16 protein-coding genes are annotated in these 16,146 nt (G+C 68.8%); 4 read left to right on the forward strand and 12 right to left on the reverse strand.

Features of this window, described 5'->3' with window-relative positions; all coding sequences use genetic code 11:
• Window positions 1-23: 23 nt before the first annotated feature.
• Window positions 24-1,193, reverse strand: coding sequence for an NAD(P)/FAD-dependent oxidoreductase (locus LNW71_RS10125; RefSeq protein WP_250967942.1), 1,170 nt, complete (start codon window positions 1,191-1,193; stop codon window positions 24-26).
• 268 nt (window positions 1,194-1,461) lie between these two features.
• Between LNW71_RS10125 and LNW71_RS10130 the strand changes: the two genes are divergently transcribed.
• Window positions 1,462-2,139: a TetR/AcrR family transcriptional regulator gene (locus LNW71_RS10130; protein ID WP_250967943.1), complete on the forward strand. Its 678-nt coding sequence runs from the start codon at window positions 1,462-1,464 to the stop codon at window positions 2,137-2,139.
• Between the two features lie 98 nt (window positions 2,140-2,237).
• On the opposite strand, the gene LNW71_RS10135 is transcribed toward LNW71_RS10130, so the two are convergent.
• Complete coding sequence (locus tag LNW71_RS10135; RefSeq protein WP_250967944.1) at window positions 2,238-3,200, reverse strand: hypothetical protein; 963 nt, start codon at window positions 3,198-3,200, stop codon at window positions 2,238-2,240.
• A gap of 170 nt (window positions 3,201-3,370) precedes the next feature.
• Between LNW71_RS10135 and LNW71_RS10140 the strand changes: the two genes are divergently transcribed.
• Entirely contained in the window at window positions 3,371-4,309 is a 939-nt protein-coding gene (locus LNW71_RS10140) for a helix-turn-helix transcriptional regulator (protein ID WP_250967945.1), read from the forward strand.
• 50 nt (window positions 4,310-4,359) lie between these two features.
• On the opposite strand, the gene LNW71_RS10145 is transcribed toward LNW71_RS10140, so the two are convergent.
• The 4 genes from LNW71_RS10145 to LNW71_RS10160 form a co-directional block, all read right to left on the reverse strand.
• Entirely contained in the window at window positions 4,360-5,319 is a 960-nt protein-coding gene (locus LNW71_RS10145) for a nitroreductase/quinone reductase family protein (protein ID WP_250967946.1), read from the reverse strand.
• Between the two features lie 393 nt (window positions 5,320-5,712).
• Window positions 5,713-6,441, reverse strand: coding sequence for an Imm52 family immunity protein (locus tag LNW71_RS10150; RefSeq protein ID WP_250967947.1), 729 nt, complete (start codon window positions 6,439-6,441; stop codon window positions 5,713-5,715).
• 47 nt (window positions 6,442-6,488) lie between these two features.
• On the reverse strand, window positions 6,489-8,960 hold the full coding sequence (locus LNW71_RS10155) for a Tox-REase-5 domain-containing protein (protein ID WP_250967948.1): 2,472 nt from the start codon (window positions 8,958-8,960) through the stop codon (window positions 6,489-6,491).
• A gap of 340 nt (window positions 8,961-9,300) precedes the next feature.
• Window positions 9,301-9,801 carry an ATP-binding protein gene (locus LNW71_RS10160; protein WP_250967949.1) on the reverse strand — a complete coding sequence of 167 codons (501 nt, stop codon included), beginning with the start codon at window positions 9,799-9,801 and terminating at the stop codon, window positions 9,301-9,303.
• A gap of 311 nt (window positions 9,802-10,112) precedes the next feature.
• Between LNW71_RS10160 and LNW71_RS10165 the strand changes: the two genes are divergently transcribed.
• Together LNW71_RS10165 and LNW71_RS10170 are read left to right on the forward strand one after the other, a co-directional pair.
• Entirely contained in the window at window positions 10,113-10,964 is an 852-nt protein-coding gene (locus LNW71_RS10165; protein WP_250967950.1) for a DUF5753 domain-containing protein, read from the forward strand.
• An 11-nt stretch (window positions 10,965-10,975) separates the two neighbouring features.
• Window positions 10,976-11,167, forward strand: coding sequence for a hypothetical protein (locus LNW71_RS10170; protein WP_250967951.1), 192 nt, complete (start codon window positions 10,976-10,978; stop codon window positions 11,165-11,167).
• A 60-nt stretch (window positions 11,168-11,227) separates the two neighbouring features.
• On the opposite strand, the gene LNW71_RS10175 is transcribed toward LNW71_RS10170, so the two are convergent.
• The 6 genes from LNW71_RS10175 to LNW71_RS10200 form a co-directional block, all read right to left on the reverse strand.
• A complete protein-coding gene (locus LNW71_RS10175; protein ID WP_250967952.1) occupies window positions 11,228-11,878 on the reverse strand; it encodes an OmpA family protein in 651 nt (216 codons plus the stop codon).
• 8 nt (window positions 11,879-11,886) lie between these two features.
• Window positions 11,887-12,492, reverse strand: coding sequence for a hypothetical protein (locus LNW71_RS10180; RefSeq protein ID WP_250967953.1), 606 nt, complete (start codon window positions 12,490-12,492; stop codon window positions 11,887-11,889).
• 31 nt (window positions 12,493-12,523) lie between these two features.
• Window positions 12,524-13,207 (reverse strand): pilus assembly protein TadG-related protein, encoded by a 684-nt coding sequence (locus tag LNW71_RS10185; protein WP_308294471.1) that lies wholly within the window; start codon window positions 13,205-13,207, stop codon window positions 12,524-12,526.
• The gene (locus tag LNW71_RS10190; RefSeq protein WP_250967955.1) at window positions 13,207-13,437 is read right to left on the reverse strand and encodes a hypothetical protein; all 231 of its coding nucleotides are present in this window, start codon (window positions 13,435-13,437) and stop codon (window positions 13,207-13,209) included. The genes LNW71_RS10185 and LNW71_RS10190 overlap by 1 nt, the downstream gene beginning before the upstream one ends.
• 252 nt (window positions 13,438-13,689) lie before the next feature.
• Window positions 13,690-14,775: a response regulator transcription factor gene (locus LNW71_RS10195; protein WP_250967956.1), complete on the reverse strand. Its 1,086-nt coding sequence runs from the start codon at window positions 14,773-14,775 to the stop codon at window positions 13,690-13,692.
• 49 nt (window positions 14,776-14,824) lie between these two features.
• The gene (locus LNW71_RS10200) at window positions 14,825-16,141 is read right to left on the reverse strand and encodes a histidine kinase (protein WP_250967957.1); all 1,317 of its coding nucleotides are present in this window, start codon (window positions 16,139-16,141) and stop codon (window positions 14,825-14,827) included.
• Between the last annotated feature and the right edge of the window lie 5 nt (window positions 16,142-16,146).

A 16,146-nucleotide genomic window follows, 5' to 3' on the forward strand; every position in this document is an offset into this window, starting at 1 on the left:
GGGCAACCCTATGGGCCCCTTCGTCAGTGGTGCCCGGTCATGTGGGCGAGGACCTGCTGGGCGGAGTCCGGGGCGAAGGCGCCGTCGAGCCCTTCGACGGCTCCGCCGGCTGCCTCCGCCGAGCGGGGCAGCATGACGTCCTCGTACGCGGCGACGGCCTCGTCGAGGGTCGGCTGCTTCGCGACGGCGTGCGCGAGGTCGGCGCCGTCCAGCATGGCCAGGTTGGCCCCCATGCCGGAGAACGGGGACATGAGGTGGGCGGCGTCGCCGAGGAGGGTGACCCCGGGGGTGTGCGGCCAGGTGTGGGGAACGGGCAGGGCGTACAGGGGGCGGTTGACGTAACCGCTGTCCGTGTCCGTGATCAGGCCGAGCAGGTCGGGGCTCCAGCCGGTGAACCGCGAGAGCAGGTACGCGCGCACGGCGTCGGTGTCGTCGAGGGCGACCCGGGACCGCTCGTGCCAGTCGCGGTCGGTGCGCAGTCCGACGTAGACGCGGATGTGCTGGTTGCTGTTGCGCTGGGCGACGAGGCCGAGGTTGTTGTCGAGCGCCATCATGGTGCCGTCGCCGGTGAGGGCGGCGAGCCGGGGATGGCGGGTGTCGGCGTCGTCGAGGCCGGCTTCGACGAAGGTGACGCCGGTGTAGACGGGCAGCGCGTCGGACAGCAGTCGCCGGACGCGTGACCAGGCGCCGTCGGCACCGATGACGAGGCGGGTTTCGCTGGTGGTCCGGTCGGCGAAGTGGAGGCGGTGGGTGCCGTCGCCGAGCGGCTCGGCCCGCTCCAGCTTGTGGCCCCACCGCACGGTCCCGGGGGTGAGGGAGCCCAGCAGCAGCTCACGGAGCCGGCCGCGGTCGATCTCGGGGTTGCCGTCACCGTCGACCGCCTCCGGAGGGACGGCGTCGAAGCGAACTGTGCCGTCCCGCCCGACCAGGCGCATCTGCTGCCCCTCGGGCCGGGACAGCGCCGCGAACTCCGCCAGCAGCCCGGCCGCCCGCAGCGCGGCCTGGCCGGAGTCCGGGTGCATGTCGAGGGTGCCGCCCTGGTCCCGGGCGAGCGGCGAGGCGTCGGCGTCATGGACGGTGACCGGGATGCCGTGGCGCTGAAGGATTCGCGCGCAGGTCAGGCCGCCGGGGCCGGCGCCGATGATCGCGATGGGGGGCGGGGTGGGAGAGGGGGTGTGGGGCGTGGTGTGCATGACGGTGCTCCGTTCCATGGAGGAATCGAGGGGTGCCGGGGTCGGTCCGAGGAGCCGCGGCGGTGTCCGCAGGCCGGATCGCACGCTGCCGCCATATGACGGTTCGTCTGCCGGTTCGCAGGTGGGTCCCGCCTCGGGTCCAGGTCCCGGCTCCCGTGCCGGCCGGGGCGTTGCCTCGCCGACCACCGCAATCAGAAAAGCACACCCGATATGAAAGTGCAACGAGTCAACTTATTCACTCGATCACTAAACTTGGTACGCTGCGCACATGACCGAGCCCATGGGACGCCGCGAGCGCAAGAAGGCCGCCACCCGCCAGTCCCTCGCCGACGCCGCCCTCCGTCTGTTCCTCGACCGCGGCTACGACCAGGTGTCCATCAGGGACATCGCCGAAGCCGCGGACGTGTCCACCACGACGCTGTTCAAGCACTTCACCGGCAAGGAGGCGCTCGTCTTCGACGAGGAGGACGACCAGGAGGCCGCCCTGGTCGCCGCCGTGCGCGACCGCGCCCCGGGCCTCTCCGTACCGCAGGCCCTGCGTGCGCACATCAAGCGGATACGGCTCGCCGCGGAGGACTCCGGCACCCCGTTCAGCGAGTTCGCCGGCCTCGTCAGGAGCACACCGGCCCTCTCCGCGTACGCCCACCGCATGTGGATGCGCCACCAGGACGCCCTCGCCCGCGCCATCGCGGATGCTGTCGGCGCCCCTGTCGGCGACCCGCACTGCGCCGCGCTGGCCCACTTCGCTCTCGAAGTTCCCGCGCTGGCCACCCGTACGGCCAACGCCCCGGACCGGAGCGACTGGGTCGCCGGGGCGGATGGGGCGGATGGGGCGGATGGGGCCGACGTACCGGAGCCGGATGCCGGGACCGGGCCGGCCTTCGACGCCGCGTTCGACCTGATCGAGGCGGGCTGGGCAGCCGTCCACCCCGGCCGGGAGGCCTGACGGCCTCGCCGGCCCGCGGTGACCCGGTCGTGGACAAGTACGTCAGGACTGCTGCCTGGCAGGGCAGGGCGGTCAGAACCACTGCCGGGCAAGGCCCGTCAGCAGTGCTGCTGGATGCGGGCGGTGACCAGGTTGGGGTCCTTCGCGGTGAGGTAGGCGGCCGAGGTCACGTACACGGTGTCGCCGCGCACCGCGAGCGCCGTGGGATTCTGCAGGCCGTCCTGGGCGCTGAGCACGATGGTGTGGGAGCCGTCGGGCTCCACCAGCGCGACCTGGTCGGACTGGTCGAGCGCGGCGAGGATCCGGTCGCCGCGTCCGACGAAGGCGAAGTCGTCGATTCCGGGCAGCTGTTCGGCCACGACCTCGACAGCGCCCGCCGAGCCGTTCCTCCTCACCGGGTAACGGAGCACGGTGCCCTGGTCCATGTTGGACACCCAGACGTCGCCGTTGTGCACCTTCAGGCCGTTGGCGCCCAGGAAGCCGGTGGAGGCCAGCTCGGCGCCGTCCGCCCAGACCTTCGGCGTGCCGCCGCGGGCCGGCACGCGCCAGATGACGCCGCGGACCGAGTCGGTGATGTACAGCTTGCCGGAATCCAGCGCCAGGCCGTTGGGCAGGCCGTCCGCCGGCAGCGCGGCGATGCGTTCCGGGGTGCCTCCCGGGGTGAGCCGCCAGACGCCGGTGAGGTCGGCGGTGCCGGTCGCGTACAGGAAGTACAGCGTGCCGTGGGCGTCCCTGACCAGGCCGGTGACCAGGGGGAAGCCGAGGGAGGGGGTGTGCACGCCGCCGTCGGCCGGGGCGGGCAGGGTCGCCAGCACACGGACCGTTCCGTCGCGGGTGATCCGGGCGATCCGGCGGGCGGCGGAGAAGGACAGGTCGATGCTGCCGTCCGGTTCCAGGACGATGTTCTCGGGCATCTGCCCGCCGGCCAGGTCGAAGTGCTCGGCGATGCGAGCGTGTGACAGCGGCGCTGCGGCAGCGGTTGCCGAACCGGGCCAGCCGACAGCGAGGGTGGCCGCGGTAATGGCGGCGACCAGTGCGTTCCTTGCGAACTTCGTTGACACGTCGGTTCCTTGCGTCGTGGATGGCTGTGACAGGCGGTCCTGCCGCTGGGCGGCCGGGGCTCGCCGAGGCCTCACTGTGTGTCCGGCCGGCCGTGGGCAACCAGCCCCGGCTCTGCCTATCCCCGGCAGGGGCAGGCTGTGTGTGCCCTCGGCGCCGGATACTCGGGGTCATGGACGCACACGGACAGCTCGGCGCCTTCCTGCAGGCGCGGCGGGCCCAGCTGAAGCCCGAGGACGTGGGGCTGCCGACCTACGGAGACCGCCGACGGGTTCCGGGACTACGGCGTGAGGAGCTGGCGCTGCTGGCGGGCGTCAGCTCCTCCTACTACACGCGCCTGGAGCAAGGGGCCTCCTGCCACGCCTCCGTGGAGGTGCTGGACGCGATCGCCCGGGCACTGAACCTGGAGGAGACCGAGCGGCTCCACCTGCGCGACCTGGCCACCGCCTGCCGCCACCGGGGCGCACCCCGCCGGCCCCCGGCGGAGCGGCTGGCTCCGGCCGTACGCGACCTGGTGCGGGCCCTGGACGAGGTGCCGGTCGTGGTGACCGGGCGGCGCAGTGACGTACTGGCCTGGAACACGGCGGGACACGCGCTGCTGGCCGGGCATGTCGACCCGACTGGCCCCGAACGCCCGGCGGACCGGCCGAACATGGCGCGGCTGGTCTTCCTGGACGCCCACATCCGTGAGCTGTACGTCGACTGGCCGGCGAAGGCACGAGCCGTGGTGGGCAATCTGCGGCTGGTCGCGGGACGGCATCCGCAGGACGCCCGGCTCACCTCGCTCATCGGTGAACTGACGACCCGTAGCGCCGAGTTCGCGGGCATGTGGGCCGACCACCGGGTGCGGGCCTGCGACACCGCCGAGTACGAGATGCGGCATCCGCTGGTCGGCTCGCTGACGGTCAGGCAGCAGACGCTGACGGCACCATCCGCGCCCGACCAGTCCCTCGTCATGGTCACCGCGGTCCCGGGTTCCGCCTCCCAGGCCGCGCTGAGGCTCCTCGTCCAGGCCACCGCGGCGGAGGCCGGGTCCGGACCCGGTCCACGGGCCGGGTCCGGACCCGGGGCGCCTACGTCGTGGCAGGACGCCGTCACCCGGCGGGGGTGAGGACCGGCGGCTTCACGCTCACTCACCCGTGAGCGTTCAGGCGCTGCTGTTCACCTCGCCGCATCCTCCCCCGCCGCCCCGCTGCCGCCGTCCGGGGCGGCGTTCGAGGGAGGAACCGGTGGCCAGGGGACGTCGGCCAGGAGCGGGAGAAGCGTCGCCTCCTCGTAGTCGAGGTGCGCGTTCAGCTCCTCCTCCATGGCCGACAGCTCGGCGCGGAAGCGCTGCGGTTCGGCGATGGCGATGTCGGCGAGCAGGTTCACGAGTGCTGCCTGGATGCGTGCGACGGTGCGGTGCTCGTCCAGCAGCCGGACGAAGGTGTCGCCCAGGTGGGGGTGGTGGCGCGCGATCCCGGGGAACAGGTGCCCGTCCTCGCTGGTGTGGTGGAACTCCAGGGCCTGGCAGAACGCCAGGCAGCGCTGCCTGATCTGCAGCCCGAGACCGGGCGCCGGCGGCTCACCCGGGCCCTGATGGACCGCGCGCCCGGCGAAGTGACTGTCGGCCTCGGACCTCACCTGACGCAACTGGCCGCGCAGCCAGGTATGAACCTCCATGAGCTTGTCGGCGAGCGTGGTCACTTCGCCGGGCGCGTCCCACCCGTCGGGCTCGGCGCGCTCCAGCACGACGACCGGCAGCAACCGCTCGGTCCGGGCCTGGTAGTCCGCGTATCCGGGGGCCGACCGCACCGCGTGCGCGAACAGCTCGTCGCGCCGGGCCCCTTCGGCGGGGACCGCGAGGGCCTGGAAGGTTCGGGTTCCGGTCTCGACCCGCACCACGGGGTGGGCAAGCAGGTTGTGGTACCAGCCTGGGTGGTGCGGGGCGCCGAGGTTGGACCCGACGATCAGGAGCAGTCCGCCGTGGCGGACGTAGCCGAGGGGGGTGGTGCGCTCGGCCCCGGACCTTGCGCCGGTGGTCGTGAGCAGAAGCAGGTCCCCGCCCTCGAAGGGGCCGCCGACCTTTCCCTCGTTGGCGCGGAACTCCTCGATGACGGATTCATTGAAAGATGTGGGCATACGGTTCTGTGTCTCCGGAAGATGCGTGAGTCCGCAGTGCGGTGACTGGTGACTCAGGTCATGGCTGGTGATGACGTGCGCAGGACGACGCGGCCGCACAGCCTCCCACCGGACACGGCAGCCCGCGGACAGCGCACGCGAGGATGCCGGGAGGGAGAAAGGGGAGGGTGCGGCTTCGCTACGTCAGATGCAGGGCGCGGAGTATGGACTCATAACGGACCCCTGAGTGAAGGGTGTTCGCCCGATTGCCGGTCGGCCCACTGCTCTTTGACCGGCGTCACGCGACACCGCCTCCATTACACGCACACGCCGATCAGCTGTCAACGCTGACAGGCGGCGGTCAACGTGAACCGCCGCCTGCCAGCGCGGTAACCGGGAGCCCGGACCCGGGGCTCAGAAGACGGGCCTGTCGTACGGCGTGGGCAGGGGCTCCAACGCGCCGGCCGCCCTCAGCGCCGCGTTGACCTCGATGATCGTCTCGTCGGTCGGGGACTCGGTACCACCGCGCGTGAGGTCGATGACCAAACCACCTGCCGCAGTCCGCGAATACGTCCCCGGCAGCCCCTCAGGTGCGAGCGCCGCGCGGCGCTCGGACAGATAGACGGCTCGGCCGCAACGGGGATCTGGATTCTCCAGGTCGAAGTGCTCGGAAACGGCCCGGTACTGGGTCCTGTTGTACACCTGGCCGGCGTCGATCTCCCACGCCTCCGCGATGATGTGCAGAATCTCAGGGGTACGCCGAATCACGTCCGCCGTCTCGTCCACCGTGCGTGAGTGAAACGAAATCGAGATCGAGTTGGTCACGTATTCGGATGAACCACCGGCGCGAATCGTCGAATTAACCTGTGGCATGCCGCGATTATGCGCCCACAGGGAAGCTCCGTAGCCGATCACATCGACGTCCGGATCGGTATTCTCCCGCTTGATGTAGTCGGTCAGCGCCGAAACGGTGGGCAACAGCAGCGGATCGGACGGCAGGTCGTCAACCGCCTCGTGCCAGGCGTGGAAACTCACGCCATCAATACGCTTCAACTCCGTGAGCGTGACGTACCACCGCGAGGCAATCGACTTCGGATCCTCTTCCCGAGTGCCCCAGAAACCATTGACGACTACCTTCAGCACAACACTCTCCTTGCTCACCCATCAGAAACCCGAGGCCTGATGGCCGCTTACCCGGTCACATCACCGGCGGTGTTGATCACCTTAACTTTGATACCCGCATCAGCGAACATTTCCCTCGCCGCTTCAGCCACGTCCGGATCGGACAGGTGCCATTCGACCGGTTTTCCGCGTGCCGCGTCCACTTGGCGCGTTGCCTGGTCCCGCCACCGCTTAGCGATCGTCGAGGTGAGCCGACCCGTCTCCGCGTCGTAAAAGTCCTTACCCTTGTACCCGTACTTCGCCTCCAAATAAGTCCCCCTCGCGGAGTCCCACCCGTCGAAGTCGACATCCTTCCCCTTGAGCTTGTCCAGCGGAACGCTGTATTCCTTTCCGCGCCCCACCTTGGAAATCTGCTCCTGGTAGCGCGCGCCCATTTCGGTCGGGTAATTCCAGACGCCCGCCTTTATCTTCTTCCAGGCCCCGTCACCCTTGTCCTTCAGGCCTGCCCGCGGATTCTTCAGGTCCTTGTACCACGCAGGCTTCGGGGTGTTCTTCGCCCTCTCGAGCTCCTTCTTCCGCTTGGCCGCGTCCGCGACCCTCTTGGCATCGTCCGCCTGCTTCTGTGCTTCGTCGGCGGCCGCCTTCTTCTCGGGGTCGACCTCGTCGCACGGCTTCCCGGCCAGCAGACCGACGGGGACCGACGTACGCATGGCCGCCAGGACGCCCACGCCGGAGCCAGGAACCCCCGCGCCCGCTCCGGCACCGCCGTACGGGATGCGCGTGCGACCGCCCATCCCCACCGTGCAACCAGTCAGCCCTGCCTCGTCCGCGGCGTCGTCCGCGTGCTTCTGGGCTTCCTTGGCGGCCTTCTCCGCGCCCTCGACATCGCCCACCTTGGCCAGTTTCTTGGCCTTCGCGGCAGCTTCCGACGCCTTCTGGGCCACTTCACCGAGCTTGCCCAGCTTGCCGAGTTTCCCGAGCTTGCCCAGCTTCCCGAACTTGCCGATCAGCTTGGCCTCGCCGTATCCCGGAATGAACAGCGAGCCGACGTTCCAGAACCCGGTGCCGATCGCCTGGCCCTCGTTGCCGTCCTTCCACATGTCCCGGACCTCGTCGCCGATGAACATGTCGTCCACGACCTTCACCCCGGTGGACCCGGACGCCTTCGTCCAGTCCCAGGCAGCGCCGAAGTAGTCCCCCTTGGACCACTTGTCGCCCGCGCCCTTCGTGTCCTTGCTCCACTGGTCGCCCAGGCTCTTGCCGTAGTCCTTGATGCCGTTCCACGCCTTGACGGGGTGGATGACCGTGTCGACGGTGCCGGTCACATCACCCCAGAAACCATCGGCGCCCAGTCCCTTGAAGAACCCGCCGGTCTGGTGCCCGGCGCAGGAGAAGAACGCACCGATACCGGAAGTGCAGCTCTCACCGTCCTTCTTCTTCTCGCCGTCGCCGTCACCGTCGTCCGAGTCATCGCCGTCGGCGCCCTCGGAGGTGTCCACGTCGTCGCCGCCCTCGTCGACATGGAGAGCCGTAGTACTGCCGTCGGCTCCGCCCGAGCCGGAGCCGCCATCGGACCCACTCGACCCGGTTGCCCCATCGGACCCGCCCGACCCGGTTTTCCCACCGGCACCCCCTGCACCCCCAGCCCCACCGGTCGAACCGTCTCCGCCACCGGCACCCGCGCCACCCGAATCCGTACCGCCGGACTCCGTACCGCCCGACTCCGAACCGCCGGAAGCCGCGGATCCTCCGGAGTCAGCACCACCGCCGGTGACCGAACCGCCGCCCGTGGCCGAACCGCCGTCACCCGAACCGCCGTTCGCTGCCGCGCCCCCCGATTCCGCACCGCCGGCCACCGTCGCCCCACCGGCGTCCGCACCACCCGCCGAGTCCGCGCCACCGGAGTCCGAACCGTCCCCGGCCTCCACATCCGTGCTGCCCGGGGCCGGACAGGCGCTTCCGGTCAAATCACAGATCGCGCTGCGGATCCCGCCGGTCAGCTGCCCGCCGATCCCGGTCGCCACCAGACCGCCGATGAGCGCCACGACGACCAGCACCAGACCCAGGTACTCCAGTGCGGTCTGGCCGCCGTCCCGGCGCCACTTGATCATCCGCGCGATGCTGAACGGCCGACGCTCCTGCCGCTGATCGGGCCGGAGCTCGAACCAGTCGCGCGAGCTGGCGCGGAACAGCAGAACCATGACGGCGACGGGCATCACCAACTGGAGCAGGCCCTGCCCGCCCCCCCTGCCCAGCGTCGCCAGCGCGCCGAGAGTCAGCCATACCTGTACGGCAAGGAGGCCGCGCCAGACCCAGATGCCGCCGGTCCGCACGTACATCGACAGGACGAACCCGACGACGCCCGGCAACGCGGCGTACAGCAGCAGCCCGAACAGCTCGCCGTCGACGGCGTTGAGTGAAGAGGCGAGGGTCAGTACGCCGATGCCACCCACGACCGTGAACGCGAACAGCACCCTGACGAGCAGCAGCACGGCCTGCAGAGGCTGCGGCAGCGGCTGCCTCCCCGGCGGAGCGAACACGGCACCGTCGCCGCGTATACCGGCGAATCCCCCTGCACCAGCCACGATGAGCCCCCACAGGCCAACACTGAACGACAGTTCCAGCCACCCCACTCATCCGAACACGCGAGCGCACCTCGGCGCCATGGGTTACTGGGCCCAAACCCGGCAGAACCCCTTTGGTCGCCGGGAGTTGACCACCTCACCGCGACGCTGGGTCCCCGAAAGCGAGGGGCCTCCGATCCCCGGAACTACAACTCCCCCGGCCTGGGCTATATGACCTCTCCGGATCTGGCTCCGCGGACCTGGGTCACGGCTATCAGGGCAGCCGCGATCGCAACCCAATCCCTCCGGTTGCACCTCAGCGCGGCAAAACCACCCACCCCTTCACGCCGACCTGCGGCTGCACTGCGTCGCACGTGCCCCACTCGCCTCCCCAGTCCTCGACGACAGCCGCGAGCAACCACAGGGCCCGTCGCCGCCGCACCTCGCAGAGCGCGGCCACGTCCGGTTCGACGTGGCGCGGATGCTGATCCCAGACGAGAAGCCGGATCGCCTCGTCGCGGTGACGCAGGGATACGTAGAGCTCTCGACCCGGGCTCATCCCGGCTGCCACGGCAGCAAGTTCGGCTACGGCCTGCGTGGTTGGCCAGACGAACCCGGCGAGGCTGTGTGCTTCCAGAGCGGCGGCGATCGCCGTACGCCCGACGAAAGCGCTGCGGGCGTCGCCGGGAAGGGTGAAGCTGAGCGTGAGCCCGCTCCCGGGTTGAGTTTTCGGGCGCAGATAGGGGCGTGGGTGGGCTGGACTCCACGTCTCGGCGCCTACGGCCGGGCAGAGTGCGGTGAGTGGAGATGAGTTCATGGCTGACTCCCCTGTAAAGGGCGGCGAGTTGGCGGTGTCTCTCTTCCTCATGGGTGCGCACGAATGGCTTCGCGTTGCGGACGAGCAGTGGCCTGTCTCCCTGACGCGGACCCGCCCCTTCCAGGGAAGGAGGTTGCGGGCAGGACCGCGCGATGCACTTCCAGCTCGTCGCCGCGTAAGCGGTGCGTCACCTAAAGTAGCGCAGCGCAGGCACTCGTGTCACAGACTTGGAGGCAATTGCCTCTTCACTTCTGGACTGGCACGCCCCTGCAGAGACAGACTGTGTCCACCGTCGGCGGAAGAAGGGGCCCATGCCGAGCAGTTCCACCCCCAGCGAGCGTCAGAAGCGGCTAGGAGCTGAGCTACGCAAGATGCGGCTCGCCGCCGAAGCAACCACCGCGTATGCGGCCGGCCTACTTGGAGTGGACCGGACGAAGGTCTCCAACATGGAGGTCGGGGTCCGCCCCGTGAACCCCGCTCGCGTACGGACTCTCGCCTGCAATTACGCCTGTGCCGATGACTCTTATGTCGAGGCGCTGGCGCACATGGCGGAACAACGCGACCGAGGATGGTGGGAGCAGTACCGGGGCACATTGCCTTCGGGTCTCCTGGACATCGCCGAACTCGAATGGCACGCAACGCGCCTGCGCACTGCGCAGACTGTGCACCTCCCCGGTCTGCTCCACACCGACGGGTACGCCCGCGCGGTGTTCGGCGCCGTACTGCCCGCGCTGTCGCGACTGGAGATCGAATTGCGGGTGGCTCACCGCATGGAGAGGCAGCAGGTACTCGAACGAGAGAGCCCGACCCCCTACGTCGGATACGTCCATGAAGCAGCTCTGCGGATGCAGTTCGGGGGCCGACAGGTCACGCAGGAACAGCTCCGCCATCTCTGCCACGCGTCCGAGCGCGATCACATCGACATCCGCGTAGTACCGATCAGCCGCGGAGCCTTCCCCGGAGCCGGTCACGCGCTCCTGTACGCCCACGGTGCCGTACCCCAACTGGACACCGTGCAACTCGATTCCGCACACGGCCCGGAGTTCATGCACGCAGATGGGCAGCTCACCAAGTACCGGGCACATCTCGACTGGATGGAGCAGGCATCGCTCTCCTCCGCCGAGTCGCGAGACCTCGTCCACGCCATAGCCGGCCAACTGTGAGGACGTCCGACATGTCAGAGATCAACTGGGAAGAGCCCTACTGCGGTGAGGGAAACAACTGCTTCAGGCTCGGCACCGACTCGGACGGCAATGGATTCATCGCCGTTCTCGGCCAGGAGGAGCAATATGTCACCGACAGCCGTGAGGCACTCCAGCAAATGATCCGCGACATCAAGGCGGGCAAGGCTGACCATCTCCTCTGACGACAAGGGCCCGGCACCACGACTTACGTGTGGTGCCGGGCCCAAGTTGCTGCCGGTGCCTCAGGAAGCGCTGCCGCGCGGGAAGGAGACCTCCACGCGGCGGTTCTTCTTGCGGCCCTCTTCCGTGCTGTTGTCGGCGATCGGGTACTGCTCGCCGTAGCCACGAATCTCGAAGGTGACGTCGGCGCCGGTGGACTTCACCAGCACCGACTGCACCGCGTCGGCGCGCTGCTTGGAGAGCACGTCACCGTGTGCGGAGGAGCCGAGGTTGTCGGTGAAGCCGAAGACGCGCACCTTGGTGGCGTTCTGCTTCTTGATCTCGGCGCCGATGGCCGCGATACGGGAGTTGGCGGCAGAGCTCAGCTTCGCGCTGTCCTTGCCGAACAGGACCTCGGCCTGCAGCGCGAACTTGATGTCTGCGTTCGTGTCCTCGCGGCGCTCCTCGCCGCCCTCGTCCTCGATGACCTGGATGATGTCGAGAACCTTGCCCGGGGCGAGCGTGCCGCCCTCCGGCATCTTGAGGTCCGGGTCGTTACTGTCGAGCTTTACCGGCGGCTCGGACGAGGCCTCGGTGCCCGGAGGCACGCTCGGACCGTCGTCGGCCAGGGCCGTTGTCGCGCCGAAGACGGTGGTGCCGGCCAGTAGTACTGCCACTGCGATGGCGCGGCCTGCCGCGTGACTGGGCCTCCGCCGCGTACGAATGGTGTTCATCTTGGCCATCACCCAGAGATCTTCAGCGAGGTGGTGGCGAAGGTCGGCAGCGTGAAGTCGACTTCATTCGTGGAGGCCGGAGGCGTCGGGAACTGCATGAACACCGGTGTCGACTTGCCCGGCTGAAGCGGCAGGATTCCGGTAGTGCAGAGGCAGCGGGACTCCGTGTCGCGAAGCACGTAATAACGCTTCTTGCCCACCTTGTCCACCAGAGTGGCGCCCGCGACAGAGTTCGGGTTCTTGGCCACCACGGCGCTTTCCGAACCGGCCCAACCAGCCGTGTTCTTAGGCTGATCACCCTCGTTCTTGATTACTCCCTGAACCGTGATGAAGCCACCGGAGTCGCGCTTCACCTGATTGACGACAAAGGTCAGGCCGCCCTGCCCCTTGGCCTCCGCCAGCTTCGCATTCGGATCGACGTTGTCGCCGGCAGCGGTGTCGTCGCCTCCGGCCCCCTTGTCTCCTTCGGAGGACTTCGAAGGCGTCGATGAGCCGGCGTCCTGCGACTTTCCGCCGTCGTCGCCCCCACAACCGGTGACGATGAAGGCCAGTGCCGCCGCCAACGAGACAGACGCCACTACCCTTCGGGACTTCGTGGTACGCCGAATGCTCATGGGTTCAGTTTCCTTTACTCGTCGTTCGCTGTCAGTCGTCGATCAAGTGCACGGCAAAGAGCAACTGGGTCAGGCCGGCCAAGGGATCAGGGTCGCCCAGGTCGATCTTGATGGGCTGGCCGTCACATCTGAATTCAAACGGGCCGGGGGTCTCCTCCGAGTCACCCTCACCGTCGCCGTTGCCATCGCCCTGCCCGGGGTCGGGATCAGGGGACTCGGGCGCGGGCTTGAAAGTGCACCGGAACTCGATCACTGCCGTTGCCGTCGCCGTGGCGTACTTGGTCTCCGTAGCAGGGATCACACTCTTGCCCACGGGCTCGCGAGTCTTGACCCTTGCGGTGACTCGGTCCTGCAGATACCCCGATCGCCAGTAGCACCCACTGGGGACGAGAGGGTCCCCGTCGAGGTGAGCGCCATTGTCGTATGCCAGCTTCGCGGCCTTGTCGCATCCGTCCCAGCCGTACTGGTGGAATCGCAGGAAGTCGTCAAGACCGTTGGGTGTCCGCAGAGCAGCGAGGAAGGGCACAGAGAGTTCGTCCCGAGCTTCCTGGGCAGCAGCGAGGGCGGCGGCATCCGCAGCACCCTGGGCACCGTTGCGTTTCGCGGAGGCCTGACCGACAGCAAAGAAAGCGAACGCGAGGAAGAGCAGGCCCGCCACCATCACAATGTAGATGGGGAAGGCCTGCCCTGCGTCGCTACGTTGACGCGGTACCACTAGCCGGCGGTGATGGAGCTCACCAGACCGGTGATGCGAGTCGTGATCGCGCTGCCGATACCCGAGGCCACCATGCCACCGATGATCGCGACGACCACCAGGATGATGCCGAGGTACTCGAAGGCCGTCTGGCCGCGGTCCGCGGTCTCGTAGCGCTTCTGGATCTTCGAGACGGCGGTGTTGGCCCAGCCGTTGACGCGGACGGCGGTCTTCAGGGTGATGTTCGACATGGTGTTCCCCTCCAGATTCGGCCGGCCGATGCTCGGCCGACTCGCAAGTTCCTTTGTTGTCACTCCCGTTACCGGCTTCCTCCTGGCCGGTGCCGTTTGCGACATGAGAAACATACGGCGGAACACCATGCCCACCAGAGGGCCCCAGGACCCATTCCCGGGCCCAATCGTCAGGGTGGGCCCCGGGCGCCAGGGACTGGGCCCCAGGCACCGAACTCACCACGCGTCGTGCTCTCCCCCGGTCAGCCACGACTACCTGTCCCCCCGTGCACCAGGTCCGGCAGCCGGCGCCGTGCCGAGCCAGCGGGCGATGGCCTCGCTGCGGCTGCCGCTGTGCAGCTTGGTGAAGATGCGGTTGATGTGGTTCTTGACCGTCTTCTCGCTGATGAAGCAGGTGGCGGCGATCTGCTGATTGCTCATGCCGGATGCGATCAGCTCCATGACCTCCACCTCCCGTGAACTCAGCCCGTACTGCTGCCTGTCAGGAGGCGTACCTGACCCCCCAGTTACCGAAGACTGTGCCATACCTGGTTGCAGATGCGAAAGACCCTGCAAGTATCCGCCCGGTGGCGCCCCAGGCGGGGCCTGGTTAGGGGCGGGCAAATGTGCATACGCACCGTGTTGCTGTGGCGATCCGGGGGAGCGACCGCCGTATCCGGGCTGCTGGTAAGGAACGCCGGAGGTCAAGGCCGCGCCGAGACCCTCCGGGAGCGGCGCGCCTTGCGGCCCGGGGCCCTGACGCATGTGGGCCAGGAGCGCGTTCGCTGCCGTGGCCGTGAAGTGGGCCCGGCCGCTCTTCGTGTCGCGCGTGGCTTGCACGAGCTGGTCCGCGGTGAACTCGCCGTGGACCAGGTAGCCGCTCGCGCCGAGCCGGAGCGCTTCGTGGACGATCTCGCTCTCGCGGCTGTAGGTCAGCATCATCACGGGCGCGACCCTGACCAGGTGCGGCAGGGCGGAGATTCCGTCCACGCCCGGCATGCGGACGTCGAGCAGCACGACATCCGGGCGGTGCTGCACGGTCATGTCATAGGCCTGGCGGCCGTCCGCTGCCTCGGCGACGACCTCGATGTCGTCGCGGCCGGAGAGCAGGGCGCCCAGTCCGGCCCGGACCACGGGGTTGTCGTCGGCGACGACGACCCGCAGCGGGCCGCGCGCGGGCTGCTCGGGGGCAGCGGGGAAGGCGGGCATGGCTCCGGATGCCGCGGTCTGCTGGGGGACGGGGAACCCCGGGGAGCTGGATTCGGAGTTGATGGGTGTGGCATGCGAGGACGTGTGCTGGGAGGCGTGCTGCTGTGCGGCCCAGTTCTGGCCCGAGGCGCGTGAGACGTCGTCCGGCATTCTGCGACCTCCTCTCAGGATCTGTGGGGGACGGTTGTGGGGTGGTGGGTCAGTTGGGCGGCGGTACGGGTTCTGCCTGGGTCAGGGCGGCCATCGGCAGGTCCAGGCGGACTTCCGTGCCCGTGGCTGCCTTGCCTCTGCCGATGCGGATGCGGGCGCCGATGGATGCGGCGCGTTCGACCATGCCGACGAGCCCGAAGTGACCGGCGCGTCTGAGGTCGTCGAGCGTGGTGCCTTCGGGCAGTCCGTGCCCGTCGTCGTACACGCTGATGCGCAGGACGTCACCCTTCACTCCGACGAGGACGACGAGGTAGGTGGGGCGGGCATGGCGGCCGGCGTTCTCCATCGCCTCGGAGGCGATGGTGAGCAGTTGCCTGGCCACCACCTGCGGCACGAGCGGGACCGAATTCTCGTTGAGCATCCGGAAAGCGGCGGTGAGGCCGTGTCGGCGGGTGAAGTCGTCGGTGCGTGCGCGAAGTTCGTCCACCACGTCGATGCCGCCGTCGAGTCCCGACTCTCGTCGCAGGTCCGAGAGCAGTTCGCGGGATTCCGCCGCCGCACGGCGGGCGGACCGGGCGACCAGCTCGGCCTGGTGCTTGACGGTCAGCGGGTCCATCCGGTCGGAGGAGCTGGCCAGGCCGTCGGCGGCCAGCGCCAGACCGTGGAGGGTCTTGGCTACGGAGTCGTGCATCTCCCGTGCCAATCGGGTGCGTTCGCCCTCGATCGCCTCGTTCACGGCCAGCCGCGCCCGGGTCTCGGTGAGGGCCTGGCTCGCCGTACCGAAGCGGAGAAGCAGGTTGCGCAGTGTGACACCGACCGCCCCGGCGATCACGCAGAAACCGGGGAGGAGCAGTGCGGTGGCCTCGCTGGCCTGCAGCTTCTCGTCGGTGCCGTACACCCCGAAGATGATCAGCGTCTGGAGGGCTGCGAAGACCGCCGCGCCCCGCCAGCCGTAGACGAGCCCGGCGAGCAGCGGCGTGCAGACCGTGACGTACGCCAGGGTGGATTCCGGCGTGGCTGTGATCAGCAGCAGTGCGCCGAAGAAGGCGTCGACACCGAGCAGCCAGGGGTGGCGCAGGAAGAGCGGGCCGAAGCGCTCCCAGTCGCGGAAGAGCACGTAGGAGCCCATGAACGTGACGAGGATGGCCGCCCCGATCAGCCAGGTCGCGAGGCCCGGTGCCGTGCGGTCGATCGCAAACGGCGTCGCTATGGCCGTCATCGCGAGCCGGAAGCCGAACACCTGACGGCACATGGCCTGGAGTGCGTTGAGCTGGATCGCGAAGGCCGGCCGTGCGCCCGGATTGGCCAGTGCCTGGCGCACCTCGCTCGTCAATCCCGGTTGTGAGTCGCTGAGTTGAAATGCCATGCGCC

This window comes from Streptomyces sp. RKAG290, assembly GCF_023701695.1.
Classification (GTDB): Bacteria; Actinomycetota; Actinomycetes; order Streptomycetales; family Streptomycetaceae; genus Streptomyces.